Annotated in this window: 25 protein-coding genes; 17 read left to right on the plus strand and 8 right to left on the minus strand. The window is 66.4% G+C overall.

Annotated elements, in window-relative coordinates; all coding sequences use genetic code 11:
- Positions 1 to 55 precede the first annotated feature (55 nt).
- A complete protein-coding gene (locus AC3AOF_RS10320) occupies positions 56 to 631 on the minus strand; it encodes a hypothetical protein (RefSeq protein ID WP_488348452.1) in 576 nt (191 codons plus the stop codon).
- Entirely contained in the window at positions 631 to 1836 is a 1206-nt protein-coding gene (locus tag AC3AOF_RS10325) for a DUF7146 domain-containing protein (RefSeq protein ID WP_488348453.1), read from the minus strand. Before AC3AOF_RS10325 ends, AC3AOF_RS10320 begins: the two co-directional genes overlap by 1 nt.
- A gap of 58 nt (positions 1837 to 1894) precedes the next feature.
- Between AC3AOF_RS10325 and AC3AOF_RS10330 the strand changes: the two genes are divergently transcribed.
- A complete protein-coding gene (locus AC3AOF_RS10330; protein ID WP_488348454.1) occupies positions 1895 to 2053 on the plus strand; it encodes a hypothetical protein in 159 nt (52 codons plus the stop codon).
- A gap of 3 nt (positions 2054 to 2056) precedes the next feature.
- Positions 2057 to 2419, plus strand: coding sequence for an addiction module antidote protein (locus AC3AOF_RS10335; protein WP_488348455.1), 363 nt, complete (start codon positions 2057 to 2059; stop codon positions 2417 to 2419).
- Between the two features lie 370 nt (positions 2420 to 2789).
- Here the strand turns inward: AC3AOF_RS10335 and AC3AOF_RS10340 are convergent, their stop codons facing one another.
- On the minus strand, positions 2790 to 3053 hold the full coding sequence (locus tag AC3AOF_RS10340; protein ID WP_488348456.1) for a hypothetical protein: 264 nt from the start codon (positions 3051 to 3053) through the stop codon (positions 2790 to 2792).
- Between the two features lie 458 nt (positions 3054 to 3511).
- On the opposite strand from AC3AOF_RS10340, the gene AC3AOF_RS10345 reads away from it, so the two are divergent.
- On the plus strand, positions 3512 to 3721 hold the full coding sequence (locus AC3AOF_RS10345) for a hypothetical protein (protein WP_488348457.1): 210 nt from the start codon (positions 3512 to 3514) through the stop codon (positions 3719 to 3721).
- 247 nt (positions 3722 to 3968) lie between these two features.
- Here the strand turns inward: AC3AOF_RS10345 and AC3AOF_RS10350 are convergent, their stop codons facing one another.
- Positions 3969 to 4214 carry a hypothetical protein gene (locus tag AC3AOF_RS10350; RefSeq protein WP_488348458.1) on the minus strand — a complete coding sequence of 82 codons (246 nt, stop codon included), beginning with the start codon at positions 4212 to 4214 and terminating at the stop codon, positions 3969 to 3971.
- Positions 4215 to 4319: 105 nt separating this feature from the next.
- Here AC3AOF_RS10350 and AC3AOF_RS10355 point away from each other — a divergent pair, with 105 nt between their 5' ends.
- Positions 4320 to 4862 carry a hypothetical protein gene (locus tag AC3AOF_RS10355; protein ID WP_488348459.1) on the plus strand — a complete coding sequence of 181 codons (543 nt, stop codon included), beginning with the start codon at positions 4320 to 4322 and terminating at the stop codon, positions 4860 to 4862.
- Positions 4863 to 4926: 64 nt separating this feature from the next.
- Here the strand turns inward: AC3AOF_RS10355 and AC3AOF_RS10360 are convergent, their stop codons facing one another.
- Complete coding sequence (locus AC3AOF_RS10360; RefSeq protein ID WP_488348460.1) at positions 4927 to 5154, minus strand: hypothetical protein; 228 nt, start codon at positions 5152 to 5154, stop codon at positions 4927 to 4929.
- 37 nt (positions 5155 to 5191) lie between these two features.
- Here AC3AOF_RS10360 and AC3AOF_RS10365 point away from each other — a divergent pair, with 37 nt between their 5' ends.
- On the plus strand, positions 5192 to 5872 hold the full coding sequence (locus AC3AOF_RS10365) for a DUF4145 domain-containing protein (RefSeq protein WP_488348461.1): 681 nt from the start codon (positions 5192 to 5194) through the stop codon (positions 5870 to 5872).
- A 47-nt stretch (positions 5873 to 5919) separates the two neighbouring features.
- Here AC3AOF_RS10365 and AC3AOF_RS10370 read toward each other — a convergent pair whose 3' ends face one another.
- Positions 5920 to 6180: a hypothetical protein gene (locus AC3AOF_RS10370; RefSeq protein ID WP_488348462.1), complete on the minus strand. Its 261-nt coding sequence runs from the start codon at positions 6178 to 6180 to the stop codon at positions 5920 to 5922.
- Between the two features lie 86 nt (positions 6181 to 6266).
- On the opposite strand from AC3AOF_RS10370, the gene AC3AOF_RS10375 reads away from it, so the two are divergent.
- Positions 6267 to 7082 carry a S24 family peptidase gene (locus AC3AOF_RS10375; protein ID WP_488348463.1) on the plus strand — a complete coding sequence of 272 codons (816 nt, stop codon included), beginning with the start codon at positions 6267 to 6269 and terminating at the stop codon, positions 7080 to 7082.
- Between the two features lie 722 nt (positions 7083 to 7804).
- Here AC3AOF_RS10375 and AC3AOF_RS10380 read toward each other — a convergent pair.
- A complete protein-coding gene (locus AC3AOF_RS10380; RefSeq protein WP_488348464.1) occupies positions 7805 to 9166 on the minus strand; it encodes a hypothetical protein in 1362 nt (453 codons plus the stop codon).
- A gap of 552 nt (positions 9167 to 9718) precedes the next feature.
- On the opposite strand from AC3AOF_RS10380, the gene AC3AOF_RS10385 reads away from it, so the two are divergent.
- From AC3AOF_RS10385 to AC3AOF_RS10400, 4 genes are read left to right on the plus strand one after another with little or no spacing between them, the layout of a single operon-like run.
- A complete protein-coding gene (locus tag AC3AOF_RS10385) occupies positions 9719 to 10291 on the plus strand; it encodes a hypothetical protein (protein ID WP_488348465.1) in 573 nt (190 codons plus the stop codon).
- Entirely contained in the window at positions 10291 to 10665 is a 375-nt protein-coding gene (locus AC3AOF_RS10390; RefSeq protein WP_488348466.1) for a hypothetical protein, read from the plus strand. The genes AC3AOF_RS10385 and AC3AOF_RS10390 overlap by 1 nt, the downstream gene beginning before the upstream one ends.
- Before the next feature lie 57 nt (positions 10666 to 10722).
- A complete protein-coding gene (locus AC3AOF_RS10395; RefSeq protein WP_488348467.1) occupies positions 10723 to 11043 on the plus strand; it encodes a hypothetical protein in 321 nt (106 codons plus the stop codon).
- Positions 11043 to 11534, plus strand: a complete 492-nt coding sequence (locus AC3AOF_RS10400; RefSeq protein WP_488348468.1) for a hypothetical protein — start codon at positions 11043 to 11045, stop codon at positions 11532 to 11534. The genes AC3AOF_RS10395 and AC3AOF_RS10400 overlap by 1 nt, the downstream gene beginning before the upstream one ends.
- Positions 11535 to 11551: 17 nt before the next feature.
- Here AC3AOF_RS10400 and AC3AOF_RS10405 read toward each other — a convergent pair whose 3' ends face one another.
- Entirely contained in the window at positions 11552 to 11830 is a 279-nt protein-coding gene (locus AC3AOF_RS10405) for a hypothetical protein (protein ID WP_488348469.1), read from the minus strand.
- 89 nt (positions 11831 to 11919) lie between these two features.
- Between AC3AOF_RS10405 and AC3AOF_RS10410 the strand changes: the two genes are divergently transcribed.
- From AC3AOF_RS10410 to AC3AOF_RS10440, 7 genes are all read left to right on the plus strand, one after another.
- Positions 11920 to 12558, plus strand: coding sequence for a hypothetical protein (locus AC3AOF_RS10410; RefSeq protein ID WP_488348470.1), 639 nt, complete (start codon positions 11920 to 11922; stop codon positions 12556 to 12558).
- 21 nt (positions 12559 to 12579) lie between these two features.
- Entirely contained in the window at positions 12580 to 12924 is a 345-nt protein-coding gene (locus AC3AOF_RS10415; protein WP_488348471.1) for a hypothetical protein, read from the plus strand.
- 40 nt (positions 12925 to 12964) lie between these two features.
- A complete protein-coding gene (locus tag AC3AOF_RS10420; RefSeq protein WP_488348472.1) occupies positions 12965 to 13912 on the plus strand; it encodes a DUF2303 family protein in 948 nt (315 codons plus the stop codon).
- A gap of 60 nt (positions 13913 to 13972) precedes the next feature.
- A complete protein-coding gene (locus AC3AOF_RS10425; RefSeq protein ID WP_488348473.1) occupies positions 13973 to 14281 on the plus strand; it encodes a hypothetical protein in 309 nt (102 codons plus the stop codon).
- 70 nt (positions 14282 to 14351) lie between these two features.
- Positions 14352 to 14843: a single-stranded DNA-binding protein gene (ssb, locus tag AC3AOF_RS10430; protein WP_488348474.1), complete on the plus strand. Its 492-nt coding sequence runs from the start codon at positions 14352 to 14354 to the stop codon at positions 14841 to 14843.
- A gap of 20 nt (positions 14844 to 14863) precedes the next feature.
- Positions 14864 to 15169, plus strand: coding sequence for a hypothetical protein (locus AC3AOF_RS10435; protein ID WP_488348475.1), 306 nt, complete (start codon positions 14864 to 14866; stop codon positions 15167 to 15169).
- 35 nt (positions 15170 to 15204) lie between these two features.
- Entirely contained in the window at positions 15205 to 15624 is a 420-nt protein-coding gene (locus AC3AOF_RS10440; RefSeq protein ID WP_488348476.1) for a Ros/MucR family transcriptional regulator, read from the plus strand.
- Position 15625: the final 1 nt, after the last annotated feature.

Below are 15625 nucleotides of genomic sequence, written 5' to 3' on the forward strand. Positions count from 1 at the left end.
GTAGATGCGAAGGCGGAGGCACTCGCCTGGTGGGATTGGGGGAGAGGTGAGCAGCTCACGGCCCCTCCCCTGCCAGTACCCCGGCCAGCGCTGCTTCCCGCCCGATGCACAGTGTCAGAACCGCGCACAGGGCCTCGGCCTCCGCCAGCTTGACCCGGGCGGTGGCGACGAACTCGGCGAAGCACGGGGGCGTCGCCGCGAAGGCATCCGGGTCGCGGCGCAGCTCCCGCGGCTCGTGGCGCCCCGAGGCCAGATCCTCGGCGTGCTCCAGGGTGATCCGGGCGCGGCGCAGCCCGTCGAGGGCATGAGTGTAGAGCTGCGCGAAGGAGAAGCCCGCGAGGGCGTCGGCGAGGTCACGTACGGGGAGCGAAGGGCCCGGTGGCGAGACGGTCGGGGGCTCCGTGTAGGCGGCCGGCGCCGCCGTGGCCCGGGCGCGCCGGATCTCGGCGATCGCCTGGCGAGCAATCGGCCCGAAACTGGTGGTCAGGCCGGAGAAGCTGGGGGCCGGGCCGGGCGCCCGCACACCCTCCGGCTCGAGCGGGCCGCGGCGCAGCCGCGGGGTGAGCCGCCGGACCGCGCTGGTACGGTCGAGCACGAGCGGCAGCTCCGTCTGCGGGGGATGGGCGACCATCACGCGGCACTCCTCAAGACGTCGTTGAAATCCTGACCGGCCGGCGCCCAGGCCACGCCGATCGCGAGGCCGGGGCGGGCGTAGCGGGCGGTGGCGCGCCGCATGGCGAGATCGGTGGCAAAGGGGTCCGAATCGCCGTCGCCGCACAGCCACAGCTCGCGCACGCTCGGCGGGATCGGGATGCCCGGGCCGGCCTCGGCGTGCGGCACGCCGCTCGGCACCATCAGGCGCCGTGTCCGGCCGGCCCTGTCGAGATACGTCTCGGTTGGGTGCGGGACGGTCCGGTCGGCCCGCCCGGCGATGTTGCCGAGGGACACGCCGGCCCAGAACGCGCACCCCTCCACGAAGTCCGGGCGGCGCAGGCGCAGGGCCTCCCAGGCCGAGAGCACGGTCTCGTTGCCCTCCCCCAGCACCAGGCGCACCGGGTCGCGCACCCGCACCAGTTCGATCCGGCCGCGATCGACCGTGCCCCGCGCCTTGCGCGCCGGCAGCAGCTCTCCGGTCTTCTGGTCCGCAAGCCGCAGCTTGCCATCCCGTGCCGCGAGGTCGATCCAGGTGGCGTGAAGCCCGCGGAAGTGATCGTCCGGGCCGAGGATCGTCGCGAGTAGCGCCGGCCCCCGGTGCAGGATCTCGGCGTTGCGCTTGCCCGAGGCATAGAACGGATGGGCGGGCGCGCAGCGCAGATGGGCGCCGGGCGGGCAGGTCAGGCCGCGCCGGGCGAGATAGGCCTCGGCGGGGGAGCCAGCGACCGGAGCGGCCGCAAGCCAGAACGCCCACAGCCGCTCCCGCTCCTCCTCCCGGTAGCGCTCGCTTGCCGCCGCGTCCCGCTCGGCCTGCGCCGCGGTGGCCTGCGCCCGGGCCGCCACGCGTGCTTCCCGGGCGGCGCGCTCCTCCGGGGTCTCCGGCCTGCGGCCCGGGGCCGGCCGGCTAGTGAGGAGTTCGCAGGCCTCCAGGAACCCGCAATCCTCGACGTGGCGCACCAGCGCGATGATGTCGCCGCCGATCGGCGCGCCGCCGCCCTGGCGGCAGGTCCAGACCCGCTTGCGGATCGAGATCCCGAACCGGTCGCGCCCGCCGCAACCGGGGCATGGCCCGATCCACTCGGAGGTGGACTTGACGAGCTTCGGCGAGCGGGCGCGCGCGTAGGCCACGAGGTCGACCGCGCGGGCTTCGTCGATCCAGGCATCGTGTGCAGCCGAGCCCATCGCTTCACCCCTCGACGCAGGGGAGCGCATCATCAGCGACCCGAGTGACGGGAAGCCGGTGGGAGCCGGGGTAAGCGAGCTGCGGATCCCCTACGATTCGGGCGACCGGGTCTACCTCGTCCAGCGCGGCGCCGTGCTGGTCATCCTCCTGTGCCGCGGCGACAAGAAATCCCAGCCGCGGGACGGCGCCGCCGAGCGGCTCGCCGAAGGACTGTGACCCATGACCTCCGACACCAACCCCGACCTGCCCCTCGACGCTCCGGCCTCCGCGACCACGCCCCCGGCGAAGACCGAGACGGCGCCCTTCGATCCCGCCGCGCACCTGAAGACGCCCAAGGAGATCGCCGACTTCCTCGAATCCGCTTTCGAGGATGGTGACGCGGCGACGGTCCGCCACGCGATCGGCGTTGCGGCCCGCGCCCATGGCATGGCGCAGATCGCCCGGGAGGCCGGGCTCGGCCGCGAGAGCCTCTACAAGGCGCTCTCGGAGACCGGGAATCCGAGCCTCGAGACGATCCGCGCCGTCCTCAAGGCGCTCGGCCTCGCGCTCACCGTCAAGCCGGCGGAGACCGACGCAGCCTGAGGCGCACGGAATCGGCGACGCGGCCAGGGCCGCGCGCGGAGGCAAACTCGGGTGTTGCATGATCGTGGCCCCTGAGGCCGCCCCGCCAGGTTGGGCGGGTGGCGCTGGCCGGTGGCCGGTGATGTCCGGCTCGGGCGGCCCTATGGTCGGGTGGGTGGTGCCCCTGGGGGCGGCGCGGGGAGAGGGTCCGGCTCCGGCAGACCGGCCCCGGACGGTGGATAGAGCCGATCGGCCCGGGCCTCGTGCCGATCGGCGAGGATCAGGGCGCGATCACCCAGCCGCTTGTGCCGGCGCGCCCGGTCGTAGTGTCCGGCCGCCACGCCACGCAGGTCGAACGCCCGCAGGCGGTGCCACAGATACGCAACAAGTCTCACGCACCGATCTCCCGCAATTCCGCATCGAGTTCGGCCTGCTGACGGCGCAACGCCTCGCGACGCTCGTCCTGCACCGCGCGGGTCAGCCAGCCCGGCGGCTCCGACAGCGCGGCGCACAGGAACTCCGGCCCCCAGGCCGTCATGATCGCCGGCAGCATGTCGAGGGAGGGACGGCTCTCGCCCGAGAACCACTTCTCGACCGTCCGCGGCGGCGCCCCGAGCGCGTCGGCAACGCACAGCACCGGCTTGTGCGGGTACATCCGGCGCCACTCGGACACCCAACGTTGGGTATCAAACCCCCAACCCTGGGTAAGATTTCCCCCAGACTTTCGCAAAGTTTTCTCCGATGCTGTCTGCATCGGAGCTGCGGGACGGGAAGCGCTGAGGGCGCGGGAGAAAGGAGGAGCCGGGACCGCGGAGGAGGCGCTCATGTCAGGCGACCTCAGGCATGATGAAGGTGCGCGACCGGTCTTGGCGGGCATGGGTCGCGCAGCGAAGGAAGAGACCCCGAAAAAGGCCGGAGCCCCGAAGGCTCCGGCCAGTCAGGGAGGAAACGCCCATGAGGGCGGCGTCCCTGCCGGGGAGGCTCGACCCGGCAGGAACCACGGGACGGCGGATGACCGCCGAAAGGGAAGAGCGAGGACGGGCGACCGGGTCCTTGCGGAACCCGATCGCCCTCGCGACCATCGGAGATGCGACCCAACCGATGGAGCGATTCGTGTCCGACACCGAACAGCACAGCCTGGAGGCGCGTGTCGATGCGATGGAGGCGGTGATGAAAATTGTCTTGGAGCGGCTGTTCCAGGCCGACGCCCTCGACAGGGGCGTCTTCCTCAACAGGGTGCAGGATCTGGTGGAGGGCTGGGACGGCGAGGATGCGCGTGCCGCCGAGGTGTCCGCACTCCTCAGCCTGACCGCGAAGCTGTAGCGGCCGCGTCGCGCTCCGCCCGCCACTTGCGATCGTTGCGGAGGAATTCGTCCGTGAAACCTCTTTCGACGATGCGTAGCAGGCCCCGCTCCTTCGGGTTCCGCCGCGCCGGCCGCTTCGGCAGGCACACGCCCTTGCGGGCCTTCGGCTTCGAGGGCGCGGCCAGACGGCCGCGCCACGGATTCTGGTATTTCACGGGGCTTGCTCCTGGTTGCGCCCGGATGCGGGCGGGGGCCGACAGTCGCGCTCACGGCCGCGCCTCCGCCTCGACGCCGAGGCTGCCACGGAGAGCGGGATGCGCGGGCAGGCTCATCGGGCCGGCAAAGAGCATCGCGAGCCCGAGCAGGATCATGAGCATCGCCACGGCCTCGGGGCCGCAGCGACGCCAGAGGGTGCCGGCCGGGCGCGTCACCGACCCGGCCGGCACATCGACCGTCGTCCCGGCTGGGGGCGAGTGGGCGGCGGCGGTCGAAGGTGATGGGAGCTTCGCCATCAAGCGGCTCCTGTTGTGGCAGGGATGGATGAGGACCGAGAGCGGCGGGCGCGTAGGCGATCAGCGCCCTGCCCTGCCAGGATGCACAGCGGGAGGACGACCACCGTGATCGATTGGCTGTGGGACAACGCCCAACGGCTTGCCGCCTTCGCGGGCTTCGGCCTGGGGCTGCTGAACCTGTGGCTGGCCGTCACGGCGCGATTGGACCAGCGCCGGGAGAAGGCGCGGGAGAAGGCCAAGAAGACGCCCTGGGCTGAGGTGAAGATCGGCAGCACCGCGGCGTCCGGGATGCCCGGGTGGCGTTCCGCTGCGGTGCGCTTCCACAACCCGAGCGGGACCGCGTCCGTGATCGAGAGGATCGCGATCGAGGGGAAGGAGGAGGTGAGCATGGCGGGCTACGGCTCCTCCGAAATGACGCTGACGCCCGAGCCTGCGGACGGGACGCGAACGCTTACGGTGAGGGTCGTCGTGCCGGCCGGAGACGCCGCGGTGCCCGGAGAAGCAGACTTCTCCTTCCTCGTACGGACCACGACCTCCGCCATCTCGGCCAGCCAGCCGACCGAGTTCCGGATCAGATCAATCGGCGCGTACAGGCGCGCGAGCCGGGAGGTAATGGACCTCGTGGCGAGCGCGACGATCACGGCATGAGCGAGGATCGCAGTGGCGAGGAGGATTGCGTCTGGGGAGACGGGCAAATGCAGGGGCTCGGCCATCAGGCGGCTCCTGCTTGGGCGGCGGTTGAGGTTGGAGCCTTCGGGAAGAGCGTGAGGCGTGCCGCCATGACGGCAAACAGTGCATCCCGCTCGCACTCGGGTGTGATGCGAAAGACGAAAAGCAGGGCGTCAAGACGAGCGCCCGGACTGTGGTAAGACAGGGCTTCGGCGACATGGGCCTCGGCCCTTTCCATGTCGGAGCGCACGGAGGCGAGATCATTGGGCATCGTGAGACACCTGTGTCCGCATTGTGGCATCGCAGAGATGGCCCTCACCGTCGTTCAAACGGCGCTTGTTGGACCGAGGGAACATGGCAAGCGTCAGCTTAGTACCCTGCTCCGCTGTGGAAATTGCGCGGGTCCTATTGCAGCAATACTTGGACCTTCCATTAACCAACTTTATAATCCTGACGTTTTCGATGCGAACGCAATGCGTTTGGGTCAGGAGAGTCGAGAAGCGGCCACGCTCGGGCTGCGAGTTGATGTGATGTGGCCCGAGCCTCCCAAGCCGCGGGTCCCCGACCACCTCGACCCAAAGGTCGTGACACAGTTGCTCCAGGCCGAGCGCGCCTTCCATCGCGGCGACGCTGACGCTGCCGTCATCATGTACGGACGCACAATGGAGTTGGCCCTCAAGCTTGCTTTCCCAATCGAGGGGAAGTCCGACAAGAAGATTACAATCAATCAGAGGATCAAAGCCCTCGTCGAAAACCACACCCTGCCCACTGCCATCGGCGCTTGGGCAACCGAGGTACGATTGATCCGAAATGACGCGGCGCATGACGACGAACCGATGGAGCACGAAGACATGATCGCGATCCGCAACTTCACGGACGCATTTCTGCGCTACGCGATCACGCTGCCGAAGGAGGTCGAGTTGAGACGGGCCGAGACAGCGCCGAAGGGCGACGCTCCTCCGCCCCAGCTTCCGCCTCCAGCTGCATGACGGCAGGGGGTTCGGCGGTGATGCCGTGCTGATGTTGGGAGCGCGCATCAGGCGGCTCCTGCTTGGGCGGGGGTGGGGGTGGGACGCTGAACGCCGTCAGGCCAGGACGCACCTTCCGGCCAGTGGTCAGAGAGCCACTGCATGATCCGGTCATACGTCCGGATCGTGAAGCCCGCGCCGCCGATGACGCGGTCGAGATAGCGACTGTCCTGCACGGCGCGTCGGCTGACTACGGTCAGCTCTATGCCCGTGTGAGCCTCAAAGGCGTTCGCGCAGATCGCGAGGTGCTGGCGCAGCGTCTCTTCCATGAGCCGCATCATGAGGAAATTTCCACCCGTCGCAAGTGGAAACTTACACGTCGCAATCCCCACGCACACCGTGGAATATTCCACGCATGGAAGCCCATCAGGTGGAACAGCTACGGTCAGCCTTGAAGAACCTTCTCGCCACCAGCGATAGGTTTGATGCGACCTCGCTTGCCCGAAAAATCGGTAGAGGTCCTGGCTACCTCCGCGATTTTCTAAATGGCCGCAAAGATAGCCTCGGTGCAGTCGAGATGAGGAAAATTGAGGACTTGTATAATCTTCCTGCTGGGAGTCTTGTGTCCGCAGATAACTTAAGCAAAGATCCAGGCAAGAAGCCGCGGGGACCTATCATAAAAGGCTTCGACCCAGACGAAGAAGATAAGGATCTGGACGAACCCAGAATGCTAGAGGGTGCCTTTGGGCGAGATGTAGGAAATGTGCCAAGCGAGGCCATTCTTCAAATCGATACAAGCCTCGGTATGGGTGGTGGCGGACTAACACATATCACGGAACTCATAGCTGAGGATGGTAATACTTACGGCGCCGAGGGTATAGCGGGATGGTGGTTACTTCCTCCAGACTTCGTGCGCAGCAGTTTTCACGTACCGCCCCAGCGAGTTCGGTGTTTTCGCACCCACGGCGATTCGATGGAGCCAACGATCAAGCGTGGGGATGTCGTCTTCATCGATATTGGGCATCGTATACCTACCCCCCCGGGAATATACGTTCTATCCGACCCATACGGGGGCCTAGTGCTCAAGAGATTGGAGATCGTATCGCCGCCTGGAATAGAGCCAATATGCATCGTTGAAATGTCAGATAATCCTCGACATCCACGGCATGAGAGAACTGTCGATGAGATACATATAGCAGGCCGTTATCTCGGACGCCTGACCACAGACTGATCGGCACAGGATATAGGATTTTCTCGCACGATCTGCAGCAGAATTCTTCCCTAGCGAACAGCCCCCATGAAGCTGATGGCTGTCTTCATTAACCTAAGCAGAATAGACGACTTATGCCTTGTTGCCCTTGGTCGGAATGATTGGTCCGCTGTCCGTTTTAGATCGCTCCCCGACAGCCAGGGCCGAAATAGCCATGGGCTACTCGGGCAGATCGGGAACTGGTCGAACGAGGGGATGGCGCTCAGCAGTTCGTGCGACTCGGGAGGTGCGAGGGGAAAGTCGGCGCGACGGCCCTCGCCTATCAGCGCCTACACATGCCTTGGTGTCTAAGCCACCAAAGAAGCGACTGAGAATTTGGCTAAAACGGAACGGCGCAGATTCTAAGGGAGGGAGGAGCGTCTCGCCATTTGGCAGACAGACTCCGATCTGCGCTCACAAAGTGGCACAATACGCGTACGTCAGGATCGCATCTTGACGATCAAACCCGAGGAGACGCCCACGGACGCGATGAGTTTAGGCATCACGGCCTCAGTTCTTTCGAGCCGTGATGCCCTTGGCTTCATTGCTGGGCAGTATGTGACTTCGTTGGCGGGCCAGATTGATGCTTATCGATAATTTCTTTAACCCGCGGTGTCACTGAGCGGACTGCCTCTGTTACTATTGCATTGAGCCGCTGATCTAACTCAGCCTCCTGAGTGCCAACCAGACGCCGCTGTCTCATCCTATCGTTCAGACCTGCCCGAACCCTCGCCATACACACCTCCCATGGGAGTTTTTCCATATCTACGCCAGAAGTAGCGCGGATTCAAGGCAGGGTCGAAGTGCTGCTTTCGTTTTATCCAGACAAAACCCTCGTGCTTGGTTATCAAGGCCACATCGATTGGCCCTCCGACCGTGCCAAGATCAGCAGAAGCTTTTCTTTCAACCGCAGTGATATTCACCAGTGCTTCTGCTAGATTTATTAGTTCCTGCTTGGGCATTAGGGCGATCATTTCATCAAATGCAGCGGTAAATTGATCTGTAAGTTTTTTAGCTGTTTCATATAGGAATTTTTGCTGATAAGCCTCACCGATCTCTTCGATCATCCTCAGACGCGCCTCCATTTCCGTCTTTCTGGGTTTCTTCGTTCGCAATGCAGACTCGAGTGCTGTGCCCGCTTCTATGATCGCCTCCTTGATGAATGAGGCTGACTTATCAACAAAATTAGGGTCTGCACCACCAAGGAGCCGATCAATCACGTCAGTTTGCGCATATGAAACAACATGACCAGCACTATCTTCATTTTCGATTGCATAGCTATTGATGGTAGAATATTTAAGTATGCCGAGTACAGTCCCCTCTACTTCAACTGAATGAATTGCCGGAAAGATGCTATCTAACCCATAGCCAGCAATCACTATGCCAGTCGTATAATCAGTTTGTTCCGACGTAAGGAGCATGGTTGCAGCACAAATTTTGAATGATAGAATTTCCTCGTGTGAAATTGCGTGTGGGAAAAATAATTTAACGATAGACTCGTCATCAAGAAATTCGTATTTGGCGCACAATTCCGACACGTCGATTGAGGCAAGGCTCTCAGCTCTGCCCTGATTTTCATGATATAGCTGAAATTCTCCTATCAAATTCATGAAATATTTTTGGACAGCGGCGCGGAGATCGTCTCGTGTTTTGACATCAGGTCGCCTGCCGTTTTGCGCTCCGGACAGCAGTTTCTCGTATATGTCATATTTTATCTCGGCGCTTAGCTGAAGAACCTTGTTTTTTGCGATTGATGTCGAGCTTTTGTCGCTCAAAGCCGAATATGAAGAGACATAACTCAAAAAATCTTCCATCCATTTTTCGATTGATTCACGAGGCTTTCCACCTTCAGACTCTCGGAAATCTTTGATAATAATCTCCCATGGAACACCTAGACAATCCATGTTTCCATTGATCATAGCCGCAACGGGATGTACAGGGCTTAATTCGAAAAGTTTATCAGCAGAATCAAAGACTTTATCATTCTTGCCTCCACCTATCGTCACTGCGCTGTCAGTTGCTAATGCAATACCCAACTTATTTATAACCGCTATCTCAGTTGTCATCTTTGCATCACCCCTTATCGCCGAATTCGCAGGTCAGAAATGTCCTCGGTTAGGCTGAAGATGCGCCTACTCAGCCCAATCCTGTCCAACCAAGCCGCCACCTCCTCACAAAACGATCTTCGATCAGGCTGAGGCATCGCAACGAGATTGTCGAGTGGATTATCATTCCTCTCCTGTGGCGAAATGCACTTATTGTGGTCCAATCAGCTAGGTGGCCCCAAACGGTAGTTCGTTGATTTTACGGGGCGATCGAGGTCACTCTGACTAGGGATGATTTTGATCGAATGCTCAACTGGATCTTTGATGTGACGAGCCGCAATTTTAGAAGCGGAGGGCGATCGTCTCGTACTCCGGCGAGCGGGTGTTTTGCCTAGTTCCTAGCTGTGGGGGTCGAATGGCGCGATCTGACGCATGCTCTGCCTTGTTAGAACTCATGAGGAGGAGGAGCGTCACCACTCGGTCCTGCGAGTGTAAATTTCCACTTTTAAGTTGACGTGTGGAATTATCCACGCGATAGGTATCCCCATCGCCCGCCAGCGATGGAGCCCGCCTGTGCCCTGCCCCCCCGGTCAGTCCCCGACCGTCACCGACCTCGTCCGGTCCTTCCTCGCCACCTGCCTTGAGCCCCGCCCGGATCACACCGTGGAGGCTGCGGCCCTGTGCGAAGCCTACCGGCAGTGGTCGCGCTGGCAGGGCTGCGACACGCTTTCGGACGCCAACCTGCTGCGGGTCACGGGCGCGGTGCTCGGCCAGGCCGGGCTGGACGGCCCGATCGAGACCGTCACCGGCTACGCCCTGCGGGACGATCCGATCCTGCGCTTCCTCCTGGAGCGCACGCGGCTGCAGGCTGACGCACGCATCTCGGTCAACGCCCTCTACGTCGCCTACCTGTGCTGGCTCGACGACGCGCCTCGTCAGGGGCGCCAAGGCTCCTTCCACGATCAGGTGAGCGCGCTGATCGGCCCGAGCGAGACCGGGCCGGCCCGCCATGCGCCCGGCCCGGTGCGGCTGTGGCTCGGCCTCACCCTCGACGACGGATTGCCCGATGACGCGATCGCGCCGGGCGATCTCACCGACGCGGCCGAGTTGCGCGCGCGGCCGCTCAACCGGCGCGAGGTGGCGTGATGCGCACCGTCCACCGCTCCCCGCTCACCGCCCGCCAGAAGACCGACCTCCTGCTCGCCCAGGGGCGGATCTGCCCGCTCTGCGACAAGGAGATCCGCCCCGGCGACCGGCCCCGCGACGAGCACCTGCAGGCGCTGGGCCTCGGCGGCACGAACGACCTCGGCAACCGCGCCATGGTCCACGGCGCCTGTGCCGACGCCAAGACCGCGGGGCCGGAGGGCGACCTCGCCCGGATCGCCGAGACCAAGCGCCAGTGCGCGGCCGTCTACGGCTTCAAGGAGAGCCGCCGCCCCCTCCCCGGTGGCCGGCACGACCGCCTCAAGCGCCGCATCGGCGGCGGCGTGGTCGAGCGCGCCACCGGCCTGCCGGCCTGATTCTCCCCTTCCCTCCCGGTCTCTCCCCGCCCGCCTCACGCCCGGAGCCTGTGCCCAATGTCGTCGTCCGACGCCGCCACCCTCGACACGCCCGCCCCCAAGTCGTCGTTCGCCTCGCCACGTCCCGCGGCAACCGTCCGAGGCGGCTTCATCATCCTGCGCCGCGCACGCAACGGGCGCCTGCGGGCCGGCTACGCCCCGTTCGAGCACGGTTCGCTCCGCGACGCCGAGACCGAGGCCGCGCGCCTCGCTGCGCAACACCGGTGCGAGTTCGCGATCTTCCAGGAGGTGGGGAGCGCCTTTCCGCCGGTGAGCCCGTGCCCCGCTGCGACGGCGCCGGCGGCGGCCCTCACCGCGCTGGCCGAGGAGGCCGCGTGATGCTGGCCGCCACCCTCCTCCAGGCCGAGGCGGCGGAGCGCGAGGCGCTGCTCGCGGCCATTGCCGGCCAACTCGCCGGGTTCCGGGTGCCGGGCGGCGACGTGCGCGTGTGGCTCGCCGAGGTGACGACGATGACCCTGCGCGACCTCGTCACCCCGAGCGCCCCGGCCACGGCCGAGCGGCTGCTGCGCTTCACCGGCTTCTTGCGGCGGGCGCAGGACCGCAGCTTCGATGTCGACGCCCACTACGACGCCGTGGGCCTGGTCTGTACGGCACAGGCCCTGGCGGTATTCGACGCCTGGGACCGGGCTTTGGCGACCCGCCGGCTGTTCGCGCAGGGCGCCTACGCCGACGCGTTCAAGGCCTACCAGACCCTCTGTACCGGCCTCTCTACGGCGCCGGCCGCCGTCGCCACTCACATGGGCCCGACCCGCGAGACGCTGTGGCAGGCCTTCGCTGGCCTGGGCACCGGCGGGAGCGAGGCGGCGTGATGAGCTCGACCTATCGCTCATTCCTCGTCTGGTTCGAGGCCCTGCGCGGTGCGCAGGACGCGGCTCACCTGCCGGCCCGCCTCGGCCAAGATGTCGCCCCGTGCGTCAGCCGGCCGGTCGGCGGCGAACCGCTGGAGCGTGGCGACGGCGTCGCGCTGCAGGTCGTGCAGGAGGGCGTGCCCGGCCTCGTTGTCCTTGAGCCGGTAGGCATTGGCCAACCGGATGAAGGCGTCACCGAGCAGCGCGAACGCGATTCCCGCCGCCTGTGCCTCGAAGAGTTCGTCGCGTTCCTGCATCGGCAACCTGATTCGTTCATGTCCCGGATGGACCTCAACGCAGCACGCAGCCTCGTCCAACTGCCTCCCCTGACGCAAGGGGATGAGCGATGAGCGGGCAGCCCTGGATCCACACCGTCAGCGGTCTGCCCGTCGACCTCGTCGCCCCGTGCGCGAGCCAAGTCGACTTCGAGGAGATCGCCCACGCCCTCTCCCGCATCAACCGCCACATCGGCCATGCCCGGGACGCGGTCTCGGTCGGCCTGCACACCCTGATCGGCCTCGACCTCTGCGACCGGGCCGGTCGGCCCGACCTGCGCCCGCACTGGCTCCTCCACGACGCCCACGAGGCGCGGCTCGGCGATTGGGCAACCCCGGTGGTGAAGGCTCTCGCGGCCGTTGCAGCTGAGCTGTTCGACGGCACCTTCGCCGAGCAGATGACCCGTGTGCATCAGGTCCTGGCTGACCGCCATGACGCGGTGATCCACCGCGCCGCCGGCCTCGCCCTGCCGAACCCGGCCGACCGCGAGGTTCTGCGCACGATCGACCTCACGGCGCTCGCCACTGAGCGGCGCGATTTCCTCGCCACCATGCCGCGTGCGGTGCGCCGCCCCTGGGTGATCGACACGCTCGGCATCGAACCCGGGCCGAAGGTCTGGCGCGTCCTGCCGGCCGCCGATGTCGGCATCAGCCTGCTTGCCGCCTTCCGCACCCACCTGCCGGCCCTGCGGACCGGCCGCGCCGCCTGACCTCCCCCGGAGCCGCCCCCCGTGTCCACCAAGCCGATCCGCTCCTTCGCCGACCTCGTCGCCGTGCTCAACCGGGGGCGCTTCTCGGAGAAGCTCGACGAGCACCTGACCCGCTCGGTCGAGCACCTCGAGGCCATGCCCGACCAGCAGGGCAAGGCGACGATCACCGTCACCCTCACGGTCGCCTACCAGGAAGGGCGCATCGAGGTGACGCCCTCGGTCAAGTCGAAGCTGCCCGAAGAGAAGGGGTTCACCGGCACCCCGTTCTGGGCCGTCGAGGGCGGCTTCTCCGTCCAGCACCCGAGCCAGTCCGACATGTTCGCCGGCCCGCGCAGCGTGCGCGAGCGAGACCGCGACTTCGGCTGATCCCCCCGTTTCCCGCCGCCACAGACCAGGAGACACCATCGTGGCATCGTCCCAGGGGTACATCCCCACTCACACCGGCGAGGCCGAGGCGATCCAGAAGATCGCCGACCTCGCCACCGCCGGGCAGAAGCCGGACGTCGATTGGATCAAGCTCGGCGGCGATCTTGGTCCGGGCCTGCCCGACGCCATCCCGATCGTGGCGCAGGCAGGGCGTGACGGAGGACGGGTCTCGGACCTCCGCACCCTCATCGAGGCCTACCGCACCGGCCCGGCGCGGCGCACAGGCACCGCCCGCGTCACCACGCTCGATGCCTTCATCGCCCTCGTGACCCGGCACAAGGATCCCGGCTCGGCCATCTTCGCCAAGACCGACTGGCCGAATCCGGCGCTTACCGCGGTCATCGACTATCACTCGGAGACCAATGCCCCGCGCCATGGCGAGCATCGCATCGCCTACGCGTTCCCGGTCACGCCGGAATTCCAGGCCTGGATCGCGGCCAACGGCACCAAGATGGGCCAGGGCGAGTTCGCCCAGTTCCTCGAGGAGCACGCGGCCGAGCTCGCAGCGCCCTACGACGCCGAGGTCGTGACCTACGAGCGGCTGTTCAAGGCGAAGTTCGCGACGCCCAACGAGCTGATCGACCTCGCCCGCAGCCTCGAGATCCACGTCAACGCCCAGGTCAAGAACGCCGTCCGGCTCCAGAGCGGCGAGGGCGAGGTCGTGTTTCGCGAGGAGCACGTCAACGGCGCTGGCGAGAAGGTCACGGTGCCGGGCGTGTTCATGATCAGCCTGCGCAGTTTCGTCGACGGCGAGGCCGTGCGGATCCCGGCGCGGCTGCGCTACCGCGTGAGCGGGGGCGCGATCACCTGGACCTACGTCCTCTACCGCTGGGAGGACGAGCTGCGCTCGCGCGTCCAGCACGACCTGATGCGGGCGGCCGAGGAGACGGGGCTGCCGTCCTTCGAGGGCGCTCCCGAGGGCCGCTGACCCGTCGCGGGCGGCCGAGCGCCGCCCGCCTTCTCCCCCTTCCGTCCCGGTCTCTCCGCCATGCCCCGCTGCCCTGCCGAGGAGCGCGAACTCCTCGCCGCCCTCGCCAAGACCCTGCGCGATTTCCCCGACGCGATGATGGTGGCGGGTGCGATCGACCTTGGCCCTGCAAGCGAGGGCTACACGCTCGCGGTCGGGTTCGTGGATGCCGATCCGGTCGGCCTCGTCGCGCTCGCCGATTCCAGCTTGGCGCTAGCGGCCCGGAAGATGATCGAGGGCGGCCACCACACCCGGTTCCCGGACCTGTGGCGTCAGATCGAACAGGCCCGTCACGCCCTGCAGTTCGGCGAGGCGGAGACCGCCTCGTGACCGGTCCGGCCCATACGCGCGACGGCCATCGCCTTCCCTGCTCCCCGCAGCACCCCGGAGATCTCCCGACATGAGCGGTTCGCTCAACCGCGTCCAGTTGATCGGCCATCTCGGCGCCGATCCCGACGTGCGCGCCACCCGCAGCGGCGCCAAGGTGGTGTCCCTGCGTCTCGCCACGTCGGAATCCTGGAAGGACAAGGCGACGGGCGACCGGCGCGAGCAGACCGAGTGGCACACGGTCGTGGTCTTCAACGAGGGCCTCGCCGGCGTGATCGAGCGCTACGCCAAGAAGGGTTCGAAGATCTGGATCGAGGGCCAGCTGCGCACCCGCAAGTGGCAGCACCAGGACGGCTCGGACCGATACTCGACCGAGATCGTGCTCGGCCAGTACGGCGGCAGCCTGATCCTCCTCGACCGGGCCGAGCGCGCCGCGCCGGACCCCGAGGCCTACGGCAGCAGCCGCACCCGCGAGGCCTCCTACGCCGAGGCCCGGGGCGGCACGAGCCGTCCGGCCCTGGCCCGCGACCTCGCGGCCGACCTCAACGACGACATCCCCTTCTAAGCCCGGAGCCGCATCGCCCCATGGCCGCCCCGTCCCAGATCCGCGCCGCCCACGACGCCCCCGACAAGCTCGCCCGCATCGCCCGCATGGCGCAGGTGATGCGCGAGCGGGAATCGGCCGACGGCGCCTGCACCTACGCCCACCTCGCCGCGGCCGGCTTCACCGAGGCCGAAATCGAGGCCTACCGCGACGCCGCCCGCGCGCTCCTCTCCGAGCGGTCCCCCGCGATCACGCTGCCGGCCGGCCGCGTCGAGGGCCTGGCCCTGGTGCGCCAGGCGCGCGCGCTGCGCGCCCGCCAGGAGGCCGCCTCCGCCGGCTCCGCCTGATCCCCCCTTCACCCCCAGCGCCCCAGGAGGCCTCCATGTCGACCCCCGATTCCGTCTTCGACACGATCCCCGACGCCGTCGTCCGCACCGCGGAGATCGTCGCGGCTTACGTCGCCAACAACGCCCTGCCGGCCGCCGAGCTGCCGCGCCTGATCGCGACCGTGCATGCCGGCCTCGTCGCCCTCGACGCCCCGCCCGAGCCGAAGGCCCCGGCCCTCGTCCCGCCGGTTCCGATCCGCAAGACGGTGAGCGAGGACCACATCATCAGCCTCGAGGACGGCAAGTCCTACAGGACACTCAAGCGCCACCTGGCCGGCCGCGGCCTTACCCCGGAAGCCTACCGCCAGAAGTGGGGCCTGCCGCACGACTACCCGATGGTCGCCCCGGCCTACGCCGCGCAGCGCTCTGACCTCGCCAAGGCCAACGGCCTCGGCCGCCGCCCGCAGGACGCCTGAC

Source organism: Methylobacterium sp. 142-1Y, assembly GCF_057747795.1.